Here is a 14,417-nt window from a genome sequence, read left to right as displayed (position 1 = left end):
AGCGATATACCGCATCGGATGAAACGACTCATCTTGGCGTTCCGCGAGGCCGGCATCCGCTTCTCGCGCGACGGCTGCGCCTTTCTGGCTCAAGCGGTTGCGTTCAACGCGCTCTTTACGATCTTCCCGCTCATCGTCTTGGTGATCACGGCAGGTTCGTATATCTACCCCAACAGCGAACAGCGCGTCCTGAACTTCTTCGATACGTTCGCGCCCGCGCTTCACGATTTTATTGCCGGCAATCTGCGGTCGTATATCTACGGCCGCGGAATCTCGTCCATCATCGCGCTCGGCTTCGTCGTTTGGTCGGGCAAGAATCTCTTTATGGGTCTAGCGTACGCGCTCGATCGAGCGCTCGGCGTTCCGAAGGGGCGCCCGCTCGTTCACGACATCCTGCTCTCGGTCGTCATGCTGCCCGTCGTCGGCCTGCTCTTTTTGGTCGCGATCTCGCTGCCGATTCTGCTCGCCGTCATCGTGGCGCTGGCCGCCATGCCGGATCAGGCGCATCTCACCCAGATCGGCGGTTATCTCATCTCGATGGCGCTGGTCTTCGTCGTCGTGCTGATTCTCTACACGTTTTTGCCGAACCGGCGCGTTAAGTGGCATTTCGCGGTCCCCGGGGCGAGCTTCGCCGCGCTCGCGTGGCCGGCCGTGCAATTTGCGTTCGCGCAATACACGCTGCACGTAAACTTCCGCGCGATCTACGGCGCGCTTTCCGCGCCGCTCGCACTGCTGCTTTGGTTTTACTTGATCGGTTCGATCTTTCTTTTCGGCGCGCAGCTCTCCGCCGGCTGGGCGCACCTCAAGGGCACCGAGCCCGTCTCCGAACTGATCGACGAACTGCCCCACCCGAGCGAGGCCGTCTCATCGTGACACTACTCTTCATTCACGGATCGGGATTCACCGGCGATGTGTTCGCGGCGCAAATGGCGGCGTTTCCCGGCGCGCACGCGCCCAATCTTCCCGGCCACGACGCGCCGGGCGAGCCCGCGAGCGTCGACGAATTTGCGGCCTTCATCGAGAGCTACATCGGCGAGCGCGGGTTGACGAACGTCGTGCTCGCGGGCAACTCGCTCGGCGGCGCGGTCGCGCTCGAATGTGCGCTGCGCGGCTCCGCCGCGATCGCCGGCGTCATCCTGCTCGGGTCGGGCGCGCGGCTGCGCGTCGCGCCCGCGATCTTCGAGCAGCTCGAGCGCGACTTCGAAGAAGCCGCGGCGTACCTCGCGACGCTGTTTTTCGCCGAACCGGCGCCGGCCCTCGTCGATGCGGCCGCCGCGCGCCTGCGCCGCACCGGGCAAGCGCAAGTGCTGCGCGACTTTCGCGCGTGCGACGCCTTCGATGCGACGGGCCGCCTCGACCGCCTCCGCGTTCCCTTGCTCGCGTTGACGGGCGTTGCCGACCGGCTGACCCCGCCGAAGTTCGCGCAGTTCTTCGCCGACCGGGTAGAGGGTGCCCGAGCGCGAATACTGCCCGAAGCCGGGCATCTGCTCATGCTGGAGCGCCCGAACGAAACGAATGCCGAAATTCGCGCGTTCGCTGAACAGTTCGCCTAAGAGAGGACCTCCGTGCGTCAAGTCTCCGCCGTTTTATTGCTGTGCCTGAGCGTTGCCTTGGTTGGCGCGACGCCGACTCCGTCTCCATCGCCGGCACCGTCGCCCGCGCCCGCAGCGCCGATCGTGATCGTGTATCCGTTCAGCGTCACCGGCGAGATTAAAGGCGATACGGGCGTCAAAGCGGCGCAGCTCTTCGTGCAGCAGATGCGCGAAGGCGGCGGCGTTACGACTATCGACGGAAGCGCGACCGTCAAACGCAGCGACTATCCGGCCGATGCCAAGAGCAACCACGCCGAATACTACCTCTCCGGCTACATGACGGCGCTCGGCGACGGCGTCGCACTCGTCGAGCAGCTGGTCAGCGTGCACAACAGCACGATCGTCTATGCGAACAGCGCGCAGATTCAATCCTTCAACGACGCCGCCGCGCAAGCGCACGCGGTTCACGACGCCATCATCGCCGATCAGAATCGTTTCAGCGCCGCGCTCAACGATCAGCAGTCGGCCGCATCGGCAACGCCCACGCCGTTGCCCGGTAACGAAGCCAACATCGGCGGCTTATTCAAACATCGCGGCGCGAAAGCCACGCCTAAGCCGAAAGCTACGCCGGCGAGCAAACCGGCGAAGGGAATCTTCGTGGTGCGAATCGCCGGAGATCTTACGGGCAGCGAGCTAGCCGCCGGAACGCGGACGCTCCTCGCGTCCCTCGACACCTACTATAACGCCACGATGAGCGGCGTCGCCGGCAACGCCGCCGCGAACGCCAACGGCATCTGCGGCACGCAACGCGATAATACGGTCGCGAGCGGCAGCGTGAAAACGGCATCGGTCAAGAGCGGATTCTTTCACAAGACCCAATACACGTTCACGCTCGACGTCTACACGTGTTTCGGCGCGCCGCTCTCGCAAGCGTCGGGCACGGCCGATAGCCTGACCGGCGCGATCCAAACGGCCGTTCAATCCTACGCGACCAGCCACCCGAACAACGCGTAAGCGCCGCGACCGAACCGCCGTTAGAGCCCTGGCGTTTCGCGGTGCTGCTCGCAGGTGGCGATCATACTCCAGCGCGGATTGCGTCCAACGCTCTGCGCCCAGCAGCCGCAGGGCCACTTGTGAAGCCCGGTGACGCGCGGATCGCGGGACTTTTGGGCGGTCCCCGGTCCTAGCTGTTTCTGGAGTGCGTTGAGGGTGTTACTCATTTGAAGACGCCTTCTTCCGCCGTCTCGCCCGCGCCTGGCGCGACCGGAAAGGATCTCCGGTGTCGCGAAGGCCGACTGCGATGACGAATCGCATGCCCGTCCTGTTTTTGGCCCACGGAAATCCGATGAACGCGCTCGCCGACAATGCTTGGACGCGCGCATGGAAGAGCATCGGCGAGCGTCTTGAAAAGCGCCCCGCAGCCGTACTGGCGATCTCCGCTCACTGGTACGTTCCGGGCGTCGCCGTGACGTCGTCGCCGCACCCCCGGACGATTCACGATTTCGGCGGCTTTCCCAAGGCCTTGTTCGAGATGCAGTACCCCGCTCCGGGAAGCGCGCAACTCGTCGAGCGCGTCGCCGCGCTGCTCGCCGGAACGCAGGTAAGCAACGATGAAACCTGGGGACTCGATCACGGAACGTGGTCGGTCTTGTGCCATGTCTTTCCCGAAGCGGACGTTCCGGTCGTGCAACTGAGTATCGATGAAACGAAGCCGCCGCAATGGCATTACGATCTCGCGCGGCGGCTAGCGCCGTTACGCGACGAGGGCGTTTTAATCGTCGGCAGCGGGAATATCGTGCACAATCTGGAGGCGGCCGCGTGGGGCGACGGGCGATCGAAGGCGCACGATTGGGCCGAACGTTTCGATGCACTCGCGGCGGAGTTCATCGAGCGGGGTCAACACCAGCCGCTGATCGACTACGAGGCTCTCGGCGGCGACGCGCTGCTCTCGATACCCACGCCGGAACACTATCTGCCGTTGTTGTACGCACTCGCCGCGCGGCAATCCGGCGACGCGCTGACCTTTCCCACGTCGGGAATCGATTTGGGATCGATCTCCATGCGGTCGATCGCGATCGGTTAGCCTTCTTCGGCCTGCGTTTCGTCGAGTAGACCCAGCGGCAGATCGACGACGACCGATCGTTTCGCGATGTCGATCGAGCGGATGAATTGGTGGATCATCGGCACGAGCTTTCCGCCGACGACCAGCATATCCGACGTCGGGAAATGCTGAACGGCGGTGACGACACCGAGCGAGGCTCCCGAGTCATCGTAGAGCGTGCAGCCCACGAGATCGCGATCGAGATACTCGTTTTCGTCGAGGTCGATCTGCGTCGCATCGGCGTAAAACGTAGCGCCGGCGAACGCTTCGGCCGCGGTCGCATCGGCGATGCCCGCGAGACGAACCAGCAAGCGGCCCTTGTGCTCCCGAACGGTTTCGAGGCGCACGGTGCGGGCGGCACCGCCGGCGTCGATCAAGCGCAGTTCGGCATCTTTGAAAAAGAGCGTGCGACCCGCACTCGTCGGATCGCACTTCAACTCGCCGTTTAACCCAAAAATGCCCGCGATGCGCCCGACCGGCAAATCGCCATCACTCTTCGGCGTCGGTCGAATCCTCGGCGCCTTCGTTGGCATCCTCGTCGAGATCGTAGATATCGACGGCGATCCGGCCTTCGGCGGTCGCGCGAATGATCGTTCGCAACGCTTGCGCGACGCGCCCGCTGCGGCCGATGACTTTTCCGAGATCTTCACCGTCGACGAGCAGTTCCAGCACGGGCGGTTCGGGACCGTCGGCCGGATACGATTCGATCGCCACGACTTCGGGTTTCGCGACCAGTTTCTTGGCGAGAAATTCGAGCAGGTCGCCGGCTCGCTGCTGCGCGGCGACGGGATCGGCGGGCGGACGGTTGCGCTTCTCGGCGAAGCGGCGCCCGCCGCCTCCGCCTTGCGTGCGGCCGCGAAAACCGCCCGAGCCGCCGCTCGAACGCTCGCCCGGGCCGTTGCTCCGGCGAGCGGGCCGTTCGTCTTCGGGTTCGATGTCGTCGATGATCGTTTCGCTCGACGCGATTTTGCGCGCGCCTAGTGTCGAGCGACGCTCGTCCTCTTCGCCGCCTTCGCCGAATAGTCCGAATTCGTCATCGAAGGCGCTCATTACTCAGCGCCTTCCGACTTCGGCTTACGCTTACTCGTGGGAACCGGTCCGCGCTCCATGATGCCCCGTTCGGCAAAGAGGCGGCGAACGGTGTCCGACGGCTGCGCGCCTTTAGCGAGCCACGCCTTGGCCTTCTCTTCGTTCACGACCACGGTGCGCGGTTCGGTCCGCGGGTTGTAATGGCCGAGAATTTCGATGAAGCGCCCGTCGCGCGGCGAGCGCGCGTCGGCGACTACGAAACGATAGGTCGGTTGTTTCTTGGCGCCCATGCGCCGCAGTCTGATCTTAACCATGTTGTTTTTCCATTAGGATACGTTGTTCGCGTAAACCACGCGAGTTGGTAGAGAGCACATTTTAGCGCATCAAGCCTAACGGCATGCGCGGCCGTTTCTTACCGCCGCCTAAGCCCATCTTTTTCATCATTTGACGCGACTCTTCGAAGCGTTTGATGAGACGGTTCACATCGGCTACTTGCGTGCCGCTGCCGCTCGCGATACGTTTGCGGCGCGAGCCGTTGAGAACGCCTGCGGGATCGCGGCGTTCGCGAAGCGTCATCGAGCAGATGATCGCTTCGATCTTCGAGATCTCTTTTTCGGGGATCTCAAAATCTTTCGGGAGCGCCCGTGAGACGCCGGGAATCATCTTCATGATATCGCCCAGGCTGCCCATCTTGCGAATCTGGCGCATTTGATCCAAGAAATCGTCGAGCGTGAACTGCGACTTGACGAGTTTTTGCTGGAGATCCTTGGCCTGCTGCTCGGTGTAAACGCTCTGCGTCTTCTCGATGAGCGTGAGCACGTCGCCCATGCCCAGAATCCGCGAGGCGAGCCGGTCGGGGTAGAATTGCTCGAGCGCCGAGAGTTTCTCGCCGACGCCGACGAATTTGATCGGCGCGCCGGTCACTTTGTAGATCGAGAGCGCCGCGCCGCCGCGCGTGTCGCCGTCCATCTTCGTGAGAATCACGCCGGTGATGCCCAAGCGTTCGTTAAAGACCTTGGCGACGTTGGTCGCTTCTTGACCCGTCATCGCATCGGCGACGAAAAGAATCTCTTTCGGGTTGACCGCCGCCTTGATCTTTTCGAGCTCGGTCATGAGCGCGTCATCGATTTGCAGGCGGCCCGCCGTGTCGATGATGACCGTCGAGAGCCCCAGCCGCTTCGCTTCGGCTACGCCGTCGCGCGCGATCTTTACCGGATCGCCCGATCCCTGATCGTAGACCGGCAGATCGACCTGTTTACCGAGCGTCTGCAGCTGGGCGATGGCGGCCGGACGATAGACGTCGGCAGCCACCAGCAGCGAACGCCGGCCCTGTTCTTTCAGACGCATCGCGAGCTTACCCGCGTGCGTCGTCTTACCCGACCCCTGCAGACCGACGAGCATGATGACCGACGGCGGCGCGTCGGAGAACTGCAGGCGAGCCTGCGCGCCTCCGAGCAATTCGATGAGCTGATCGTTGACGATCTTGACGATCGTCTGCGCCGGCGAGAGCGACGCGAGCACGTCGGCCCCGACCGCTTTTTCCTTGATTGCGTTGACGAACTCTTTGGCAACGGCAAGCGAAACGTCGGCCTCGAGCAAGGCGATGCGCACTTCGCGCATCACTTCGCTGACGTCGGTCTCGCTCAAACGGCCTCGACCGGTCAAGCGCGAAAAGATCGCGCCTAACCGTTCGGAGAGTTGGTCTAGCATGATTGTGTTAGGTGCTTACTCTTTCGCGGTTGCTTGGTCGATACGGGTTACCGCATCGCCGACGGTCTTGATCTTCTCGGCCTCTTCGTCGGGGATGTCGATGTTGAACTCCGTCTCGAACGCCATCACGAGCTCGACCTGATCGAGTGAGTCAGCTCCCAGATCATCGGTGATCGAGGCTTCGGTGGTAACCTCAGACTCGTCAACGCCGAGCTGCTCGACGATGATCTTCTTGACTTTATCGAACGTGGTGGACATACGTCTCCTATTCTGAATATGGTTGAGTTGGAACGAACGGTGCTTACATCACGACGCCGCCGTCGACTACCAGGGTTTGCCCCGTTATGTAGCCGGCAGCATCCGAACAAAGAAAGCTAACCACTCCGCTGATATCCTCCGGCGTTCCCGGTCGGCCGAGTGCTGCATTCTTAAGGATCATCTCTCTCATTGCGTCGGTCATCTTATCGGTCATAGCCGTCTCGATGAAACCTGGCGCGACGGCGTTGACTCTTATGTTCCTCGACCCCAATTCCTTCGCTAGGGACTTGGCCAAGCCGAGCAGCCCCGCTTTGGAAGCCGCGTAGGCGGCCTGCCCGGGGTTGCCGGTGAGGCCCACGATGCTCGAAACCAGCACGATCGCGCCGCCGCGCTGCTTCATCATGGGCTTGGCGACCGCGCCGCAGAGAAAGAACGCCGATTTCAGGTTGACCGAGAGCATCTGGTCGAGCACGTCGCTTTTGAGCCGCAGCACGAGTGCATCGACCGACTGGCCCGCGTTTGCGATGGCGCAGTCGATCCGGCCGAAGGTTTTTAGCGTCTCGTCCACCGCGGCATCGACCGCCGCCTGATCGGCGACGTCGGCGATCAGCACGTGCGTCTTGACCGCGGCGCGCGCCGTTTGGCAGGCGGCGACCGTCTCGTCGAGCGCCGCGCGATCGCGGCCGATCAATGCGAGATCGGCGCCTTGGGCGGCGAATTCCACCGCGATCGCCCGGCCGATACCGCGGCTGGCGCCGGTGATCAACGCGACTTTGCCGGCGAAACTCATGCGGGGGCTTGCTCTTTATCGCCCTGCGGTTGGCGTAGAAGCGCGTGCATCTTCTGGACTCCGGCGTAGTCGGTGACGTTGATCACCGAAGGCGCGTTGGGCAAGCGCTTCATCAACGGACCGAGCACCGGGCTCGCGCCGAACTCCACCACCAGATCCAATTCGTAGGCGAGCAATCTCTGCGCGGTATCGTGCCAGCGCACTTCGTCGCTGATCGAGCGGACGAGATTGCGCTTGATCGTTTCGATATCGCGATACGGCTCTGCGTCCACGTTCGAAACGACGTCGAATTGCGGCAGCAGGAACGCCCCGCCGTCGACGGCGCGCGCGAAACGTTCGATGGCCGGCTCCATGAGCTGCGAATGCCACGCTCCCGAAACGTTGAGCGGCACCACGCGTTTCGCGCCGGCTTCGAGCAGCGCGTCGCCCGCAGCCTGCACGGCTTCGAGATCGCCGCTGATGACGATTTGCGATGGGGAGTTGAAGTTGGCGAGCCGCGCGCGCTTGCCGGTGCGTTCGTTAACGGCTGCGACGATCGTGCGAATCTTCTCCGCATCCATACCGAGTACGGCCGACATGCCGCCGGGGGCCAATTCGGCCGCATGCTGCATCGCTTTGCCGCGCTCGTCGACGATCGTAAGCGCCGCATCGAACGTGAGCGATTGCGAAACCGTCAAACTGCAAAGTTCGCCGAACGAATGACCGGCGGTCACCACCGGCTGCAACTCCTCGCCGCACGCGTAGAAAAGTGCGACGTTGGTTGCAAAGATTGCCGGCTGGCTATATTGCGTTTCGCGGAGCTTCTCTTCGGGGCCGTTCTTCTGTAGTTCGAGCAGATCGTATCCGAGGATCGAACGCGCGTGATCGAACAGCACGCGCGCGCCGGAGGAATAGTTCGCCACGTCGACGCCCATGCCGACGGCTTGCGAGCCTTGTCCGGGGAAGATGACGCCGATTCTTGCCATTATGCCCACCGCCATGTTACGGCGCCCCAAGAGAGGCCGCCGCCGAAGCCGACGAATACGATCACGTCTCCCGGCTTGATTTTGCCTGCGGCGACCGTTTCGGAGAGCGCGATCGGAATCGTCGCAGCCGACGTGTTGCCGTACTCGTGAATGTTGACGATCACTTTTTCCGGCGGCATGTCGAGGTATTTGGCCGCCGAATCGATGATGCGCTTGTTGGCCTGATGCGGGATCAGCCAAGTCAGGTCGGCATGCGTGAGATTGGCCTTGCGCAGCGCGATCTCGGTGGCGTCGATCATCTTCGTGACTGCAAATTTGAAGACTTCGCGCCCTTCCATGCTGATGAACTGACGGCCGGCCGCGAAGGCCGCGGGATCGAGCGTGTTGCGCGTGCCGCCCGCCGGAACGTAGAGCAGTTCGGGCTTGCTGCCGTCGGAGCCCAATTCGCTTGAAAGAAACGAATCGATCTCCGAGGCTTCCAGAATCGCCGCGCCCGCACCGTCGCCGAAGAGCACGGCAGTGCTGCGGTCGGTGCGGCTCACGATCTTAGTCAGCGTCTCGGCGCCGATAAGCATGATGCGTTTGTAGACGCCCGACCGAATCAGCGCCGAGGCGACGGTCAGGCCATAAATAAAACCGCTGCAGGCGATCTCGATATCGAACGCGGGTTTATCCTTCGCGCCCAGCCGCGCCGCCACCAGACACGCCGTCGCGGGAAAGATATAATCCGGGGTCACCGTGGCCACGATATAACAATCGATGTCCTGCGGCTTTAATGCGGTCTTGGCGAGCGCGTTGCGCGCGGCGGCGATGGCCAGATCGCTCGTCGCCTGGCCGGCGGCCGCGACGTGCCGGCGCTTCATGCCCGTACGCGAGACGATCCACTCGTCGGACGTGTCGAGAATCTTCTCGAGATCCTCGTTGCTGAGGATCTCGTCGGGCGCGTAATGCCCGACGGCGGCGATCTTGACCCCGGTCTGATTCAAGGGTTAGCCGTGTTGATGCCCGGCGTGATCGTCCTTCACTGCGACGACTTGGCGCCCGTCGTACGTGCCGCAATGCTCGCACACGAAATGCGGGCGCTTGGGGGCGTGACACTGCGCGCACTCAACGGTCGTAACCGGGTTGAGCTTCCAATTCGCGGCACGACGGCTACGCGTCTTGCTGCGCGGGGTTTTCCATTTAAGATTCGCCACTTCTAATCTCCAGTTCGGCCGCGCAATGACACGCGCCCTCGTTCTTGTTCTCTCCGCAACTATCGCAGAGCCCCAGACAATCGTCCGCGCACAACACGCCCGGTGGAAGCGCGCTGTACACTAACTGTGACGCGAGATCCGCCACGTCCAGACGGTCGCCCATCAGCACGTTACTCGGACCGAACGGGTCGGTGCGTCCGTCCGCCTCCGGTTCGAGTTGTTCGTCGACGTCGACGTGCATCTGCCGCGTCACGTCGCTCAAACAGCGATCGCACTCGCCATGGGCTTCCACGTCGATCGTTCCGGCGATCTCCAGCATGCGATCGATCGCATGAAGTTCGAGTCGCACTTGCGCCGGCTCGGGGAAGAGTATCCCCTCAAACGGCTCGAGCGCCACATCTTGATCGACCAGCAGGCGTTGGCGCCCACCGGCTAAGAGACCGCCGATATCGATTTTGTGTGAAGAACCCATAACATCATGAAAGGTCCCCACGGAGGGAGACCCCTTTCAAACTCGCACCATTGTAGACCCCGACAGTCCGCCTTGTCAAACCCGTAGGTCGGGGTGAATGACGGGCACTATGAGCACGATCGGAAGTATCCCGAGCGCGATAAGCGAGCTTGCGGCCCACGGGGTTGCTTACGCGCCGCAAATCGCTCGCGCGGCAGCCCAGCACGGACTCGACCCCCGACTCCTCGCCGCCGTCGCCGCCCAAGAGACCGGCGGCCCGGGTGCCAACGGCGGCCGCAACATCCTCGGTGACGGCGGGCACGGCCATGGCCTCTTCCAAATCGACGATCGCTGGCACCCGTTCGCACGAACCGGCGCGGCCATGAACGCGGGGCGTAATGCCGATTATGCGGCGGGCATGCTCTCCGGGCTGCTGGCGCGGTACGGCGGGAACGTTCACCGCGCTCTCTCCGCTTATAATGCCGGCAGTCCCACGGCCTGCGGTACCGTTACCACATGGCAGGACGGCGCGAAACTGGGCTACGCGGATTCGGTGATGCGGCACTATGCCGATCTTGGCGGCTCGGCGGTCCACGAAGAGCTGCAGGCCGAAAGCCCGAGCGAGCAGGCGAGCGTCAATTCGCTGCGAGCGTTTTCGCTGCAGTTTCCGGGTCTCTGCCCCGCGTCGATGCCGCCGCAAAGCAACGCGCGCCCGGCGCCCGAACCGGATTTCGCCTCGATCGTCAACGATTCCAGCAATCAAAACAGCGGAGGATAGTAGAAATGGGTTTCAATTTGATCGGCGCCCTGGCCGGCGCGGCGACCGGCTTTCTCGAGGGCGGACCCGCCGGCGCCGCAACGATGGGACTCGCCGGTGGGTTCGCCGGAGGCGGCACAACCGGCGGCAACCTTACGGGTGCGCTCGGAAACGCCGGGCTCGGAGCGCTCAACGCGCAAAACGAACTCTTTCAAGTCGGGATGTATGCCCAACAGATGCAGCATCAAGAGCGCATGCAAATCCAATCCGATGCGTTCAACGAAATGATCGACGAACGGTCGGAACAGATGCGCGAGGTCAACACCCTGCGCGACGTGCAGATGGCTCAGCGCCGCGCCGACGACGGAATAGTGAAGAAATTCATCGAGAGCATCACGCAGTGATCGAACGGCCGACCGCGCGTACGGGTCGCCCATCGGCGGGGCGGCCCGGCGCGGCGCCGCTTGCGGCGATGCTCGCGGGCACCGTCGCGGCGCAAGCGCCCGATGGCGTCGGTGCCGACCACGAACGCGAGTTAGCGGAACAAGCGCTGCTCGCGGTCCAGCGCGCGCAGTACGACTTCAGTCTGGAAGAGCGCACCGAACTCGAGCGCGAATACAATACCGAGCGAGCCCTGGTACTCGCTCAAATGAAGATCGACGACGACGTCGTCAAGAAGTACATCGAACTGATCTAGAGGATTGCGCTAGGCGCAATCCGTCGCGTTCGGCCTTCGGCCGAGCCGCCCGTTGGCAGGTAGGCCCGTCGGCAGGTAGGCCTTGCCAAGTGTGGTACAATTCTGTCTTGTGCGGGCCATTAGCTCAGCTGGTTAGAGCGCATGCTTGATAAGCATGAGGTCCCTGGTTCGAACCCAGGATGGCCCACCAAGAATGTGGCGATCACGTAAGCGACGGTTTTTTGACCGTCGCTTTTGCCGTCGTCACGCCGCTTCGCTCGACGGTTGCCATCGTCGGTGTTTTTTAGGACGCCCGCGCGATTGGCTTGATCCGGCCAACGGCCTTAGCCATACTCCCGTGGAGCGCGTCGTACATGTCGAGCGTCAGTTGCATTCGCATCCATGATTCAGCCTTGAATCCTAACGCTCGCTCGAACCGAAGCGCAGAATCCATCGTAACCGGCCGCTTCCCGTGAATGATCTCCGACAGGCGCGCGTTCGTAACGCCAATGTGCTTGGCAAACGCGGACTGCGTGATCCCCAACGGTTGGAGAAACTCCCGAAGGAGAATCCCGCCGGGAGAAGTCGGGCGCCGATGCGCAGGGATCGTTAGCGGGCGATTCATCGTTCTCTCCTAGGTATGATAATCGACGATCTCAACGTCGATTGCGCCAGCATCGGTCCAGCGGAAACAAATGCGGTACCGATCGTTGATTCGTATCGAATGCTGGCCCGTGCGATCGCCGCGTAGAATTTCTAGTCGGTTTCCGGGCGGAATGTTTAGCTGATCCAAGTTCGCGGCAGCATCCAAAAGAGTCAGCTTATCGATGGCCTTCCGACGGAGCGCAGACGGGACGACTTTGCGCGCAACCTTAGACGGGGTGCCGTTGTAAAGATCCCGCGTTCCACGATCCGCAAAATCCATACGTTATTTTATCACTATGCGATAATATCGTCAAGCGATAAGACCAAAACCAGGGAATCCCTGGACGGACCTTTGCGACTCCGTGTATACTGGTGACAACTTCGCGAGGGGAACCGCTCCCATAAGAGCTACGAACGGGAGATCGGTAACGGTCTCCCGTTTTCCATTTCCAATCGTCAGCTCGTTCCGGTCGAGCTTTCCGCGAATAGCGAGTTCGGCAGCGATGCCGGAAAATCGAATCCGGTAAAGTAATACTCGCCGAAGAGATTCTCGTACTGCGAATACGAGCGCAATCGGTACGCCCACGTTACGTGGTTGACGACCAGATATGGACCGGCGTAGCCTAGCTCGACTTGGAAGTCCGTTAGCGGCTTCTCCGGGATGTCGGCAAAGATCACGTATCCGCTGACGATCAGTTTCCAAATGTCTTTGCTTTTGGTATCGACCCACATCGCTTTTAGCGCGGGACGATTTTTCGGCGTATTGCGAAAGACGAGATGATACGTCGGGTGGCCTTTGTAGATCTCCGTATCCGCAATCTCGCAATCGAACGTTCCGTGCGCGCGTACGTCGCCGATGACGCGTAGCGGCATCTGCAGTTCGTCGACCGGCAGCCAGGACCGGCGGTCGCTCCCGTACGGTCCGAGTTCGGGCGGTCCGGGATCGGCTTGATGCGTCACGAACGGTTCGTTATCGAAACGCGAATCTTCAACGCGCGCGACGCCGTCGTCGCGGTACTCAACGTGGGCGCGCGCCGAGATCAACGGCTGATTGTCGTCGATGAGCACTTGACGAACGTCGTAGGAGACATAGTCGGGATGCGACGCGGCCGCGCGCCGGCGAACCGCCCCGTCAAAGATGTCCCAACATGCGGGGCTTCCGAGTGCCGCCGCGAGAACAAGGGTCGCGAACATAGGCCGCGCCTCCACTATGGTAGAGAAATTATCCACCTTTTGTATGCCGAAACGCAAGGTTGTGAGGTCCTCAATCGCGTACCGTGGGGATTGGCCGCGGGGACGTAGCTCAGTTGGTAGAGCGCCTGCTTTGCAAGCAGGATGTCAGGAGTTCGAATCTCCTCGTCTCCACCAAGGGCCCGTGGGGGCATAGCTCAGCTGGTAGAGCACTTGCATGGCATGCAAGGGGTCAGGAGTTCGAGTCTCCTTGCCTCCACCATATAAACGAAAGCCCGGAGGTCGTCTCTCCGGGCTTTTCGTATTAAGCAGTCGCGGAGTACGCTGGACGGCCGCGCGATACGCGGTATCGCGAGGAAAGTCCGGGCTTCACTGGGCAGGGTGCAGGATAACGTCCTGTCGGGGCAACTCGAAGGAAAGTGCCACAGAAACAAACCGCGAGCTTGGGGACTTCGTCGCCAAACTCGTAAGGGTGAAATCGTGAGGTAAGAGCTCACGGAGCGTCGCGGTGACGCGCGCTCGGGTAAACCCCACCCGAAGCAAGACGCGCTCGATATCGTTTCCTCGGAAACGCGGACTGCCCGTCCGAACGAGCCAGGTCGCATCGAGGTGCGCGGTAACGCGCACCCCAGAGAGATGGTCGTCGGGGCGCGAGCCCTACAGAATCCGGCTTATAGGCGTACTCCGCAACCTGGCGCCGGCCGCCGTTCGAACGCAACCGGCGGGGCCGGAGATGCGTTTTAGCCAATGAAGCATCCTTGAGGAGAACGATCTGCCCGTGAGCGAACAACAGTTTACCCCCGCGATGACCGTCGACCAGGCGTTCAAGCTGCACGCCGGAGCGCGCCGCGTATTCGCGCGCTTCCATTTAGGCGGCTGCTCGAACTGCGCGATTAGCGAATCGCACACCATCGGCGCGGTGAGCGAAGATTACGGCATTCCCTTGCCGATGCTGCTCGATAGCCTCAACGCCCTCTTCGCCGAAGGCGTGGCGTTGGCAGTCGGCGACAAGGTGCGAATTCCCGAAGAGATCCGCTCGAAGGTCCCGCAGCTCGCGGGCGTGCCGGAGATCGGCGAGATCAAAGCCGTCGATGCCGGCGCCTACACCGCCGAGTT

21 protein-coding genes, 3 tRNA genes and 1 other RNA gene are annotated in these 14,417 nt (G+C 62.2%); 12 read left to right on the top strand and 13 right to left on the bottom strand.

Annotated elements, in window-relative coordinates; translation table 11 throughout:
• The first annotated feature begins 18 nt into the window (after positions 1 to 18).
• The 3 genes from VIG32_05160 to VIG32_05150 are packed head-to-tail and all read left to right on the top strand — an operon-like array spanning position 19 to position 2,546.
• A complete protein-coding gene (locus VIG32_05160) occupies positions 19 to 873 on the top strand; it encodes a YihY/virulence factor BrkB family protein (GenBank protein ID HEY8297391.1) in 855 nt (284 codons plus the stop codon).
• Complete coding sequence (locus VIG32_05155) at positions 870 to 1,553, top strand: alpha/beta hydrolase (protein ID HEY8297390.1); 684 nt, start codon at positions 870 to 872, stop codon at positions 1,551 to 1,553. The genes VIG32_05160 and VIG32_05155 overlap by 4 nt, the downstream gene beginning before the upstream one ends.
• 12 nt (positions 1,554 to 1,565) lie before the next feature.
• A complete protein-coding gene (locus VIG32_05150; GenBank protein HEY8297389.1) occupies positions 1,566 to 2,546 on the top strand; it encodes a hypothetical protein in 981 nt (326 codons plus the stop codon).
• 20 nt (positions 2,547 to 2,566) lie between these two features.
• Here the strand turns inward: VIG32_05150 and VIG32_05145 are convergent, their stop codons facing one another.
• A complete protein-coding gene (locus tag VIG32_05145; GenBank protein HEY8297388.1) occupies positions 2,567 to 2,752 on the bottom strand; it encodes a hypothetical protein in 186 nt (61 codons plus the stop codon).
• A gap of 80 nt (positions 2,753 to 2,832) precedes the next feature.
• On the opposite strand from VIG32_05145, the gene ygiD reads away from it, so the two are divergent.
• Entirely contained in the window at positions 2,833 to 3,615 is a 783-nt protein-coding gene (ygiD, locus tag VIG32_05140; protein HEY8297387.1) for a 4,5-DOPA dioxygenase extradiol, read from the top strand.
• Here the strand turns inward: ygiD and rimM are convergent.
• The 10 genes from rimM to VIG32_05090 form a co-directional block, all read right to left on the bottom strand.
• The gene (gene rimM / locus VIG32_05135; GenBank protein HEY8297386.1) at positions 3,612 to 4,115 is read right to left on the bottom strand and encodes a ribosome maturation factor RimM; all 504 of its coding nucleotides are present in this window, start codon (positions 4,113 to 4,115) and stop codon (positions 3,612 to 3,614) included. The genes ygiD and rimM overlap by 4 nt on opposite strands.
• 7 nt (positions 4,116 to 4,122) lie before the next feature.
• The gene (locus tag VIG32_05130; protein HEY8297385.1) at positions 4,123 to 4,683 is read right to left on the bottom strand and encodes a KH domain-containing protein; all 561 of its coding nucleotides are present in this window, start codon (positions 4,681 to 4,683) and stop codon (positions 4,123 to 4,125) included.
• Positions 4,683 to 4,976, bottom strand: coding sequence for a 30S ribosomal protein S16 (gene rpsP, locus VIG32_05125; GenBank protein ID HEY8297384.1), 294 nt, complete (start codon positions 4,974 to 4,976; stop codon positions 4,683 to 4,685). Before rpsP ends, VIG32_05130 begins: the two co-directional genes overlap by 1 nt.
• Before the next feature lie 61 nt (positions 4,977 to 5,037).
• Positions 5,038 to 6,372 carry a signal recognition particle protein gene (gene ffh / locus VIG32_05120; GenBank protein ID HEY8297383.1) on the bottom strand — a complete coding sequence of 445 codons (1,335 nt, stop codon included), beginning with the start codon at positions 6,370 to 6,372 and terminating at the stop codon, positions 5,038 to 5,040.
• 15 nt (positions 6,373 to 6,387) lie between these two features.
• Positions 6,388 to 6,630 carry an acyl carrier protein gene (locus VIG32_05115; GenBank protein ID HEY8297382.1) on the bottom strand — a complete coding sequence of 81 codons (243 nt, stop codon included), beginning with the start codon at positions 6,628 to 6,630 and terminating at the stop codon, positions 6,388 to 6,390.
• A 43-nt stretch (positions 6,631 to 6,673) separates the two neighbouring features.
• The gene (locus tag VIG32_05110) at positions 6,674 to 7,420 is read right to left on the bottom strand and encodes an SDR family NAD(P)-dependent oxidoreductase (GenBank protein HEY8297381.1); all 747 of its coding nucleotides are present in this window, start codon (positions 7,418 to 7,420) and stop codon (positions 6,674 to 6,676) included.
• Positions 7,417 to 8,385, bottom strand: a complete 969-nt coding sequence (fabD, locus tag VIG32_05105; protein HEY8297380.1) for an ACP S-malonyltransferase — start codon at positions 8,383 to 8,385, stop codon at positions 7,417 to 7,419. The genes VIG32_05110 and fabD overlap by 4 nt, the downstream gene beginning before the upstream one ends.
• Positions 8,385 to 9,371, bottom strand: a complete 987-nt coding sequence (locus tag VIG32_05100; protein ID HEY8297379.1) for a beta-ketoacyl-ACP synthase III — start codon at positions 9,369 to 9,371, stop codon at positions 8,385 to 8,387. Before VIG32_05100 ends, fabD begins: the two co-directional genes overlap by 1 nt.
• A 3-nt stretch (positions 9,372 to 9,374) precedes the next feature.
• Positions 9,375 to 9,581: a 50S ribosomal protein L32 gene (gene rpmF, locus VIG32_05095; GenBank protein ID HEY8297378.1), complete on the bottom strand. Its 207-nt coding sequence runs from the start codon at positions 9,579 to 9,581 to the stop codon at positions 9,375 to 9,377.
• A complete protein-coding gene (locus VIG32_05090; GenBank protein ID HEY8297377.1) occupies positions 9,568 to 10,053 on the bottom strand; it encodes a DUF177 domain-containing protein in 486 nt (161 codons plus the stop codon). Before VIG32_05090 ends, rpmF begins: the two co-directional genes overlap by 14 nt.
• Before the next feature lie 109 nt (positions 10,054 to 10,162).
• Between VIG32_05090 and VIG32_05085 the strand changes: the two genes are divergently transcribed.
• The 4 genes from VIG32_05085 to VIG32_05070 all read left to right on the top strand — a co-directional run bounded on the left by VIG32_05085 (position 10,163) and on the right by VIG32_05070 (position 11,676).
• Positions 10,163 to 10,810: a transglycosylase SLT domain-containing protein gene (locus VIG32_05085; GenBank protein HEY8297376.1), complete on the top strand. Its 648-nt coding sequence runs from the start codon at positions 10,163 to 10,165 to the stop codon at positions 10,808 to 10,810.
• A gap of 5 nt (positions 10,811 to 10,815) precedes the next feature.
• A complete protein-coding gene (locus VIG32_05080; GenBank protein HEY8297375.1) occupies positions 10,816 to 11,193 on the top strand; it encodes a hypothetical protein in 378 nt (125 codons plus the stop codon).
• Positions 11,190 to 11,486 carry a hypothetical protein gene (locus VIG32_05075; protein HEY8297374.1) on the top strand — a complete coding sequence of 99 codons (297 nt, stop codon included), beginning with the start codon at positions 11,190 to 11,192 and terminating at the stop codon, positions 11,484 to 11,486. The genes VIG32_05080 and VIG32_05075 overlap by 4 nt, the downstream gene beginning before the upstream one ends.
• A gap of 113 nt (positions 11,487 to 11,599) precedes the next feature.
• Positions 11,600 to 11,676 (top strand) — tRNA-Ile (locus tag VIG32_05070).
• A 423-nt stretch (positions 11,677 to 12,099) separates the two neighbouring features.
• Here VIG32_05070 and VIG32_05065 read toward each other — a convergent pair.
• Both VIG32_05065 and VIG32_05060 read right to left on the bottom strand, forming a co-directional pair.
• The gene (locus tag VIG32_05065; GenBank protein HEY8297373.1) at positions 12,100 to 12,390 is read right to left on the bottom strand and encodes a type II toxin-antitoxin system RelE/ParE family toxin; all 291 of its coding nucleotides are present in this window, start codon (positions 12,388 to 12,390) and stop codon (positions 12,100 to 12,102) included.
• A 176-nt stretch (positions 12,391 to 12,566) separates the two neighbouring features.
• The gene (locus VIG32_05060; protein HEY8297372.1) at positions 12,567 to 13,304 is read right to left on the bottom strand and encodes a hypothetical protein; all 738 of its coding nucleotides are present in this window, start codon (positions 13,302 to 13,304) and stop codon (positions 12,567 to 12,569) included.
• A gap of 98 nt (positions 13,305 to 13,402) precedes the next feature.
• Between VIG32_05060 and VIG32_05055 the strand changes: the two genes are divergently transcribed.
• The 4 genes from VIG32_05055 to VIG32_05040 all read left to right on the top strand — a co-directional run.
• Positions 13,403 to 13,478, top strand: a tRNA-Ala gene (locus tag VIG32_05055).
• Positions 13,479 to 13,487: 9 nt separating this feature from the next.
• Positions 13,488 to 13,563: transfer RNA gene (locus tag VIG32_05050), tRNA-Ala, on the top strand.
• A 54-nt stretch (positions 13,564 to 13,617) separates the two neighbouring features.
• Positions 13,618 to 13,991, top strand: an RNA gene (rnpB, locus tag VIG32_05045) — RNase P RNA component class A.
• Positions 13,992 to 14,079: 88 nt separating this feature from the next.
• A partial coding sequence (locus tag VIG32_05040; GenBank protein ID HEY8297371.1) for a hypothetical protein occupies positions 14,080 to 14,417 on the top strand: 338 nt, incomplete at its 3' end.

The organism is Candidatus Baltobacteraceae bacterium, from assembly GCA_036559195.1.
In the GTDB taxonomy this organism is placed as follows: Bacteria; Vulcanimicrobiota; Vulcanimicrobiia; order Vulcanimicrobiales; family Vulcanimicrobiaceae; genus JALYTZ01.
Note: the sequence above shows the minus strand (reverse complement) of the source record. Positions and strands in the feature narration are given on the sequence as shown.

Excerpts from the sequence above, each read along its gene's own strand:
- VIG32_05160 (HEY8297391.1), top strand. The coding sequence starts at position 19 with ATGAAACGACTCATCTTGGCGTTCCGCGAGGCCGGCATCCGCTTCTCG.
- VIG32_05145 (HEY8297388.1), bottom strand. The coding sequence starts at position 2,752 with ATGAGTAACACCCTCAACGCACTCCAGAAACAGCTAGGACCGGGGACC.
- ygiD (HEY8297387.1), top strand. The coding sequence starts at position 2,833 with ATGACGAATCGCATGCCCGTCCTGTTTTTGGCCCACGGAAATCCGATG.
- VIG32_05130 (HEY8297385.1), bottom strand. The coding sequence starts at position 4,683 with ATGAGCGCCTTCGATGACGAATTCGGACTATTCGGCGAAGGCGGCGAA.
- rpsP (HEY8297384.1), bottom strand. The coding sequence starts at position 4,976 with ATGGTTAAGATCAGACTGCGGCGCATGGGCGCCAAGAAACAACCGACC.
- ffh (HEY8297383.1), bottom strand. The coding sequence starts at position 6,372 with ATGCTAGACCAACTCTCCGAACGGTTAGGCGCGATCTTTTCGCGCTTG.
- VIG32_05115 (HEY8297382.1), bottom strand. The coding sequence starts at position 6,630 with ATGTCCACCACGTTCGATAAAGTCAAGAAGATCATCGTCGAGCAGCTC.
- VIG32_05110 (HEY8297381.1), bottom strand. The coding sequence starts at position 7,420 with ATGAGTTTCGCCGGCAAAGTCGCGTTGATCACCGGCGCCAGCCGCGGT.
- fabD (HEY8297380.1), bottom strand. The coding sequence starts at position 8,385 with ATGGCAAGAATCGGCGTCATCTTCCCCGGACAAGGCTCGCAAGCCGTC.
- VIG32_05090 (HEY8297377.1), bottom strand. The coding sequence starts at position 10,053 with ATGGGTTCTTCACACAAAATCGATATCGGCGGTCTCTTAGCCGGTGGG.
- VIG32_05085 (HEY8297376.1), top strand. The coding sequence starts at position 10,163 with ATGAGCACGATCGGAAGTATCCCGAGCGCGATAAGCGAGCTTGCGGCC.
- VIG32_05080 (HEY8297375.1), top strand. The coding sequence starts at position 10,816 with ATGGGTTTCAATTTGATCGGCGCCCTGGCCGGCGCGGCGACCGGCTTT.
- VIG32_05065 (HEY8297373.1), bottom strand. The coding sequence starts at position 12,390 with ATGGATTTTGCGGATCGTGGAACGCGGGATCTTTACAACGGCACCCCG.
- VIG32_05060 (HEY8297372.1), bottom strand. The coding sequence starts at position 13,304 with ATGTTCGCGACCCTTGTTCTCGCGGCGGCACTCGGAAGCCCCGCATGT.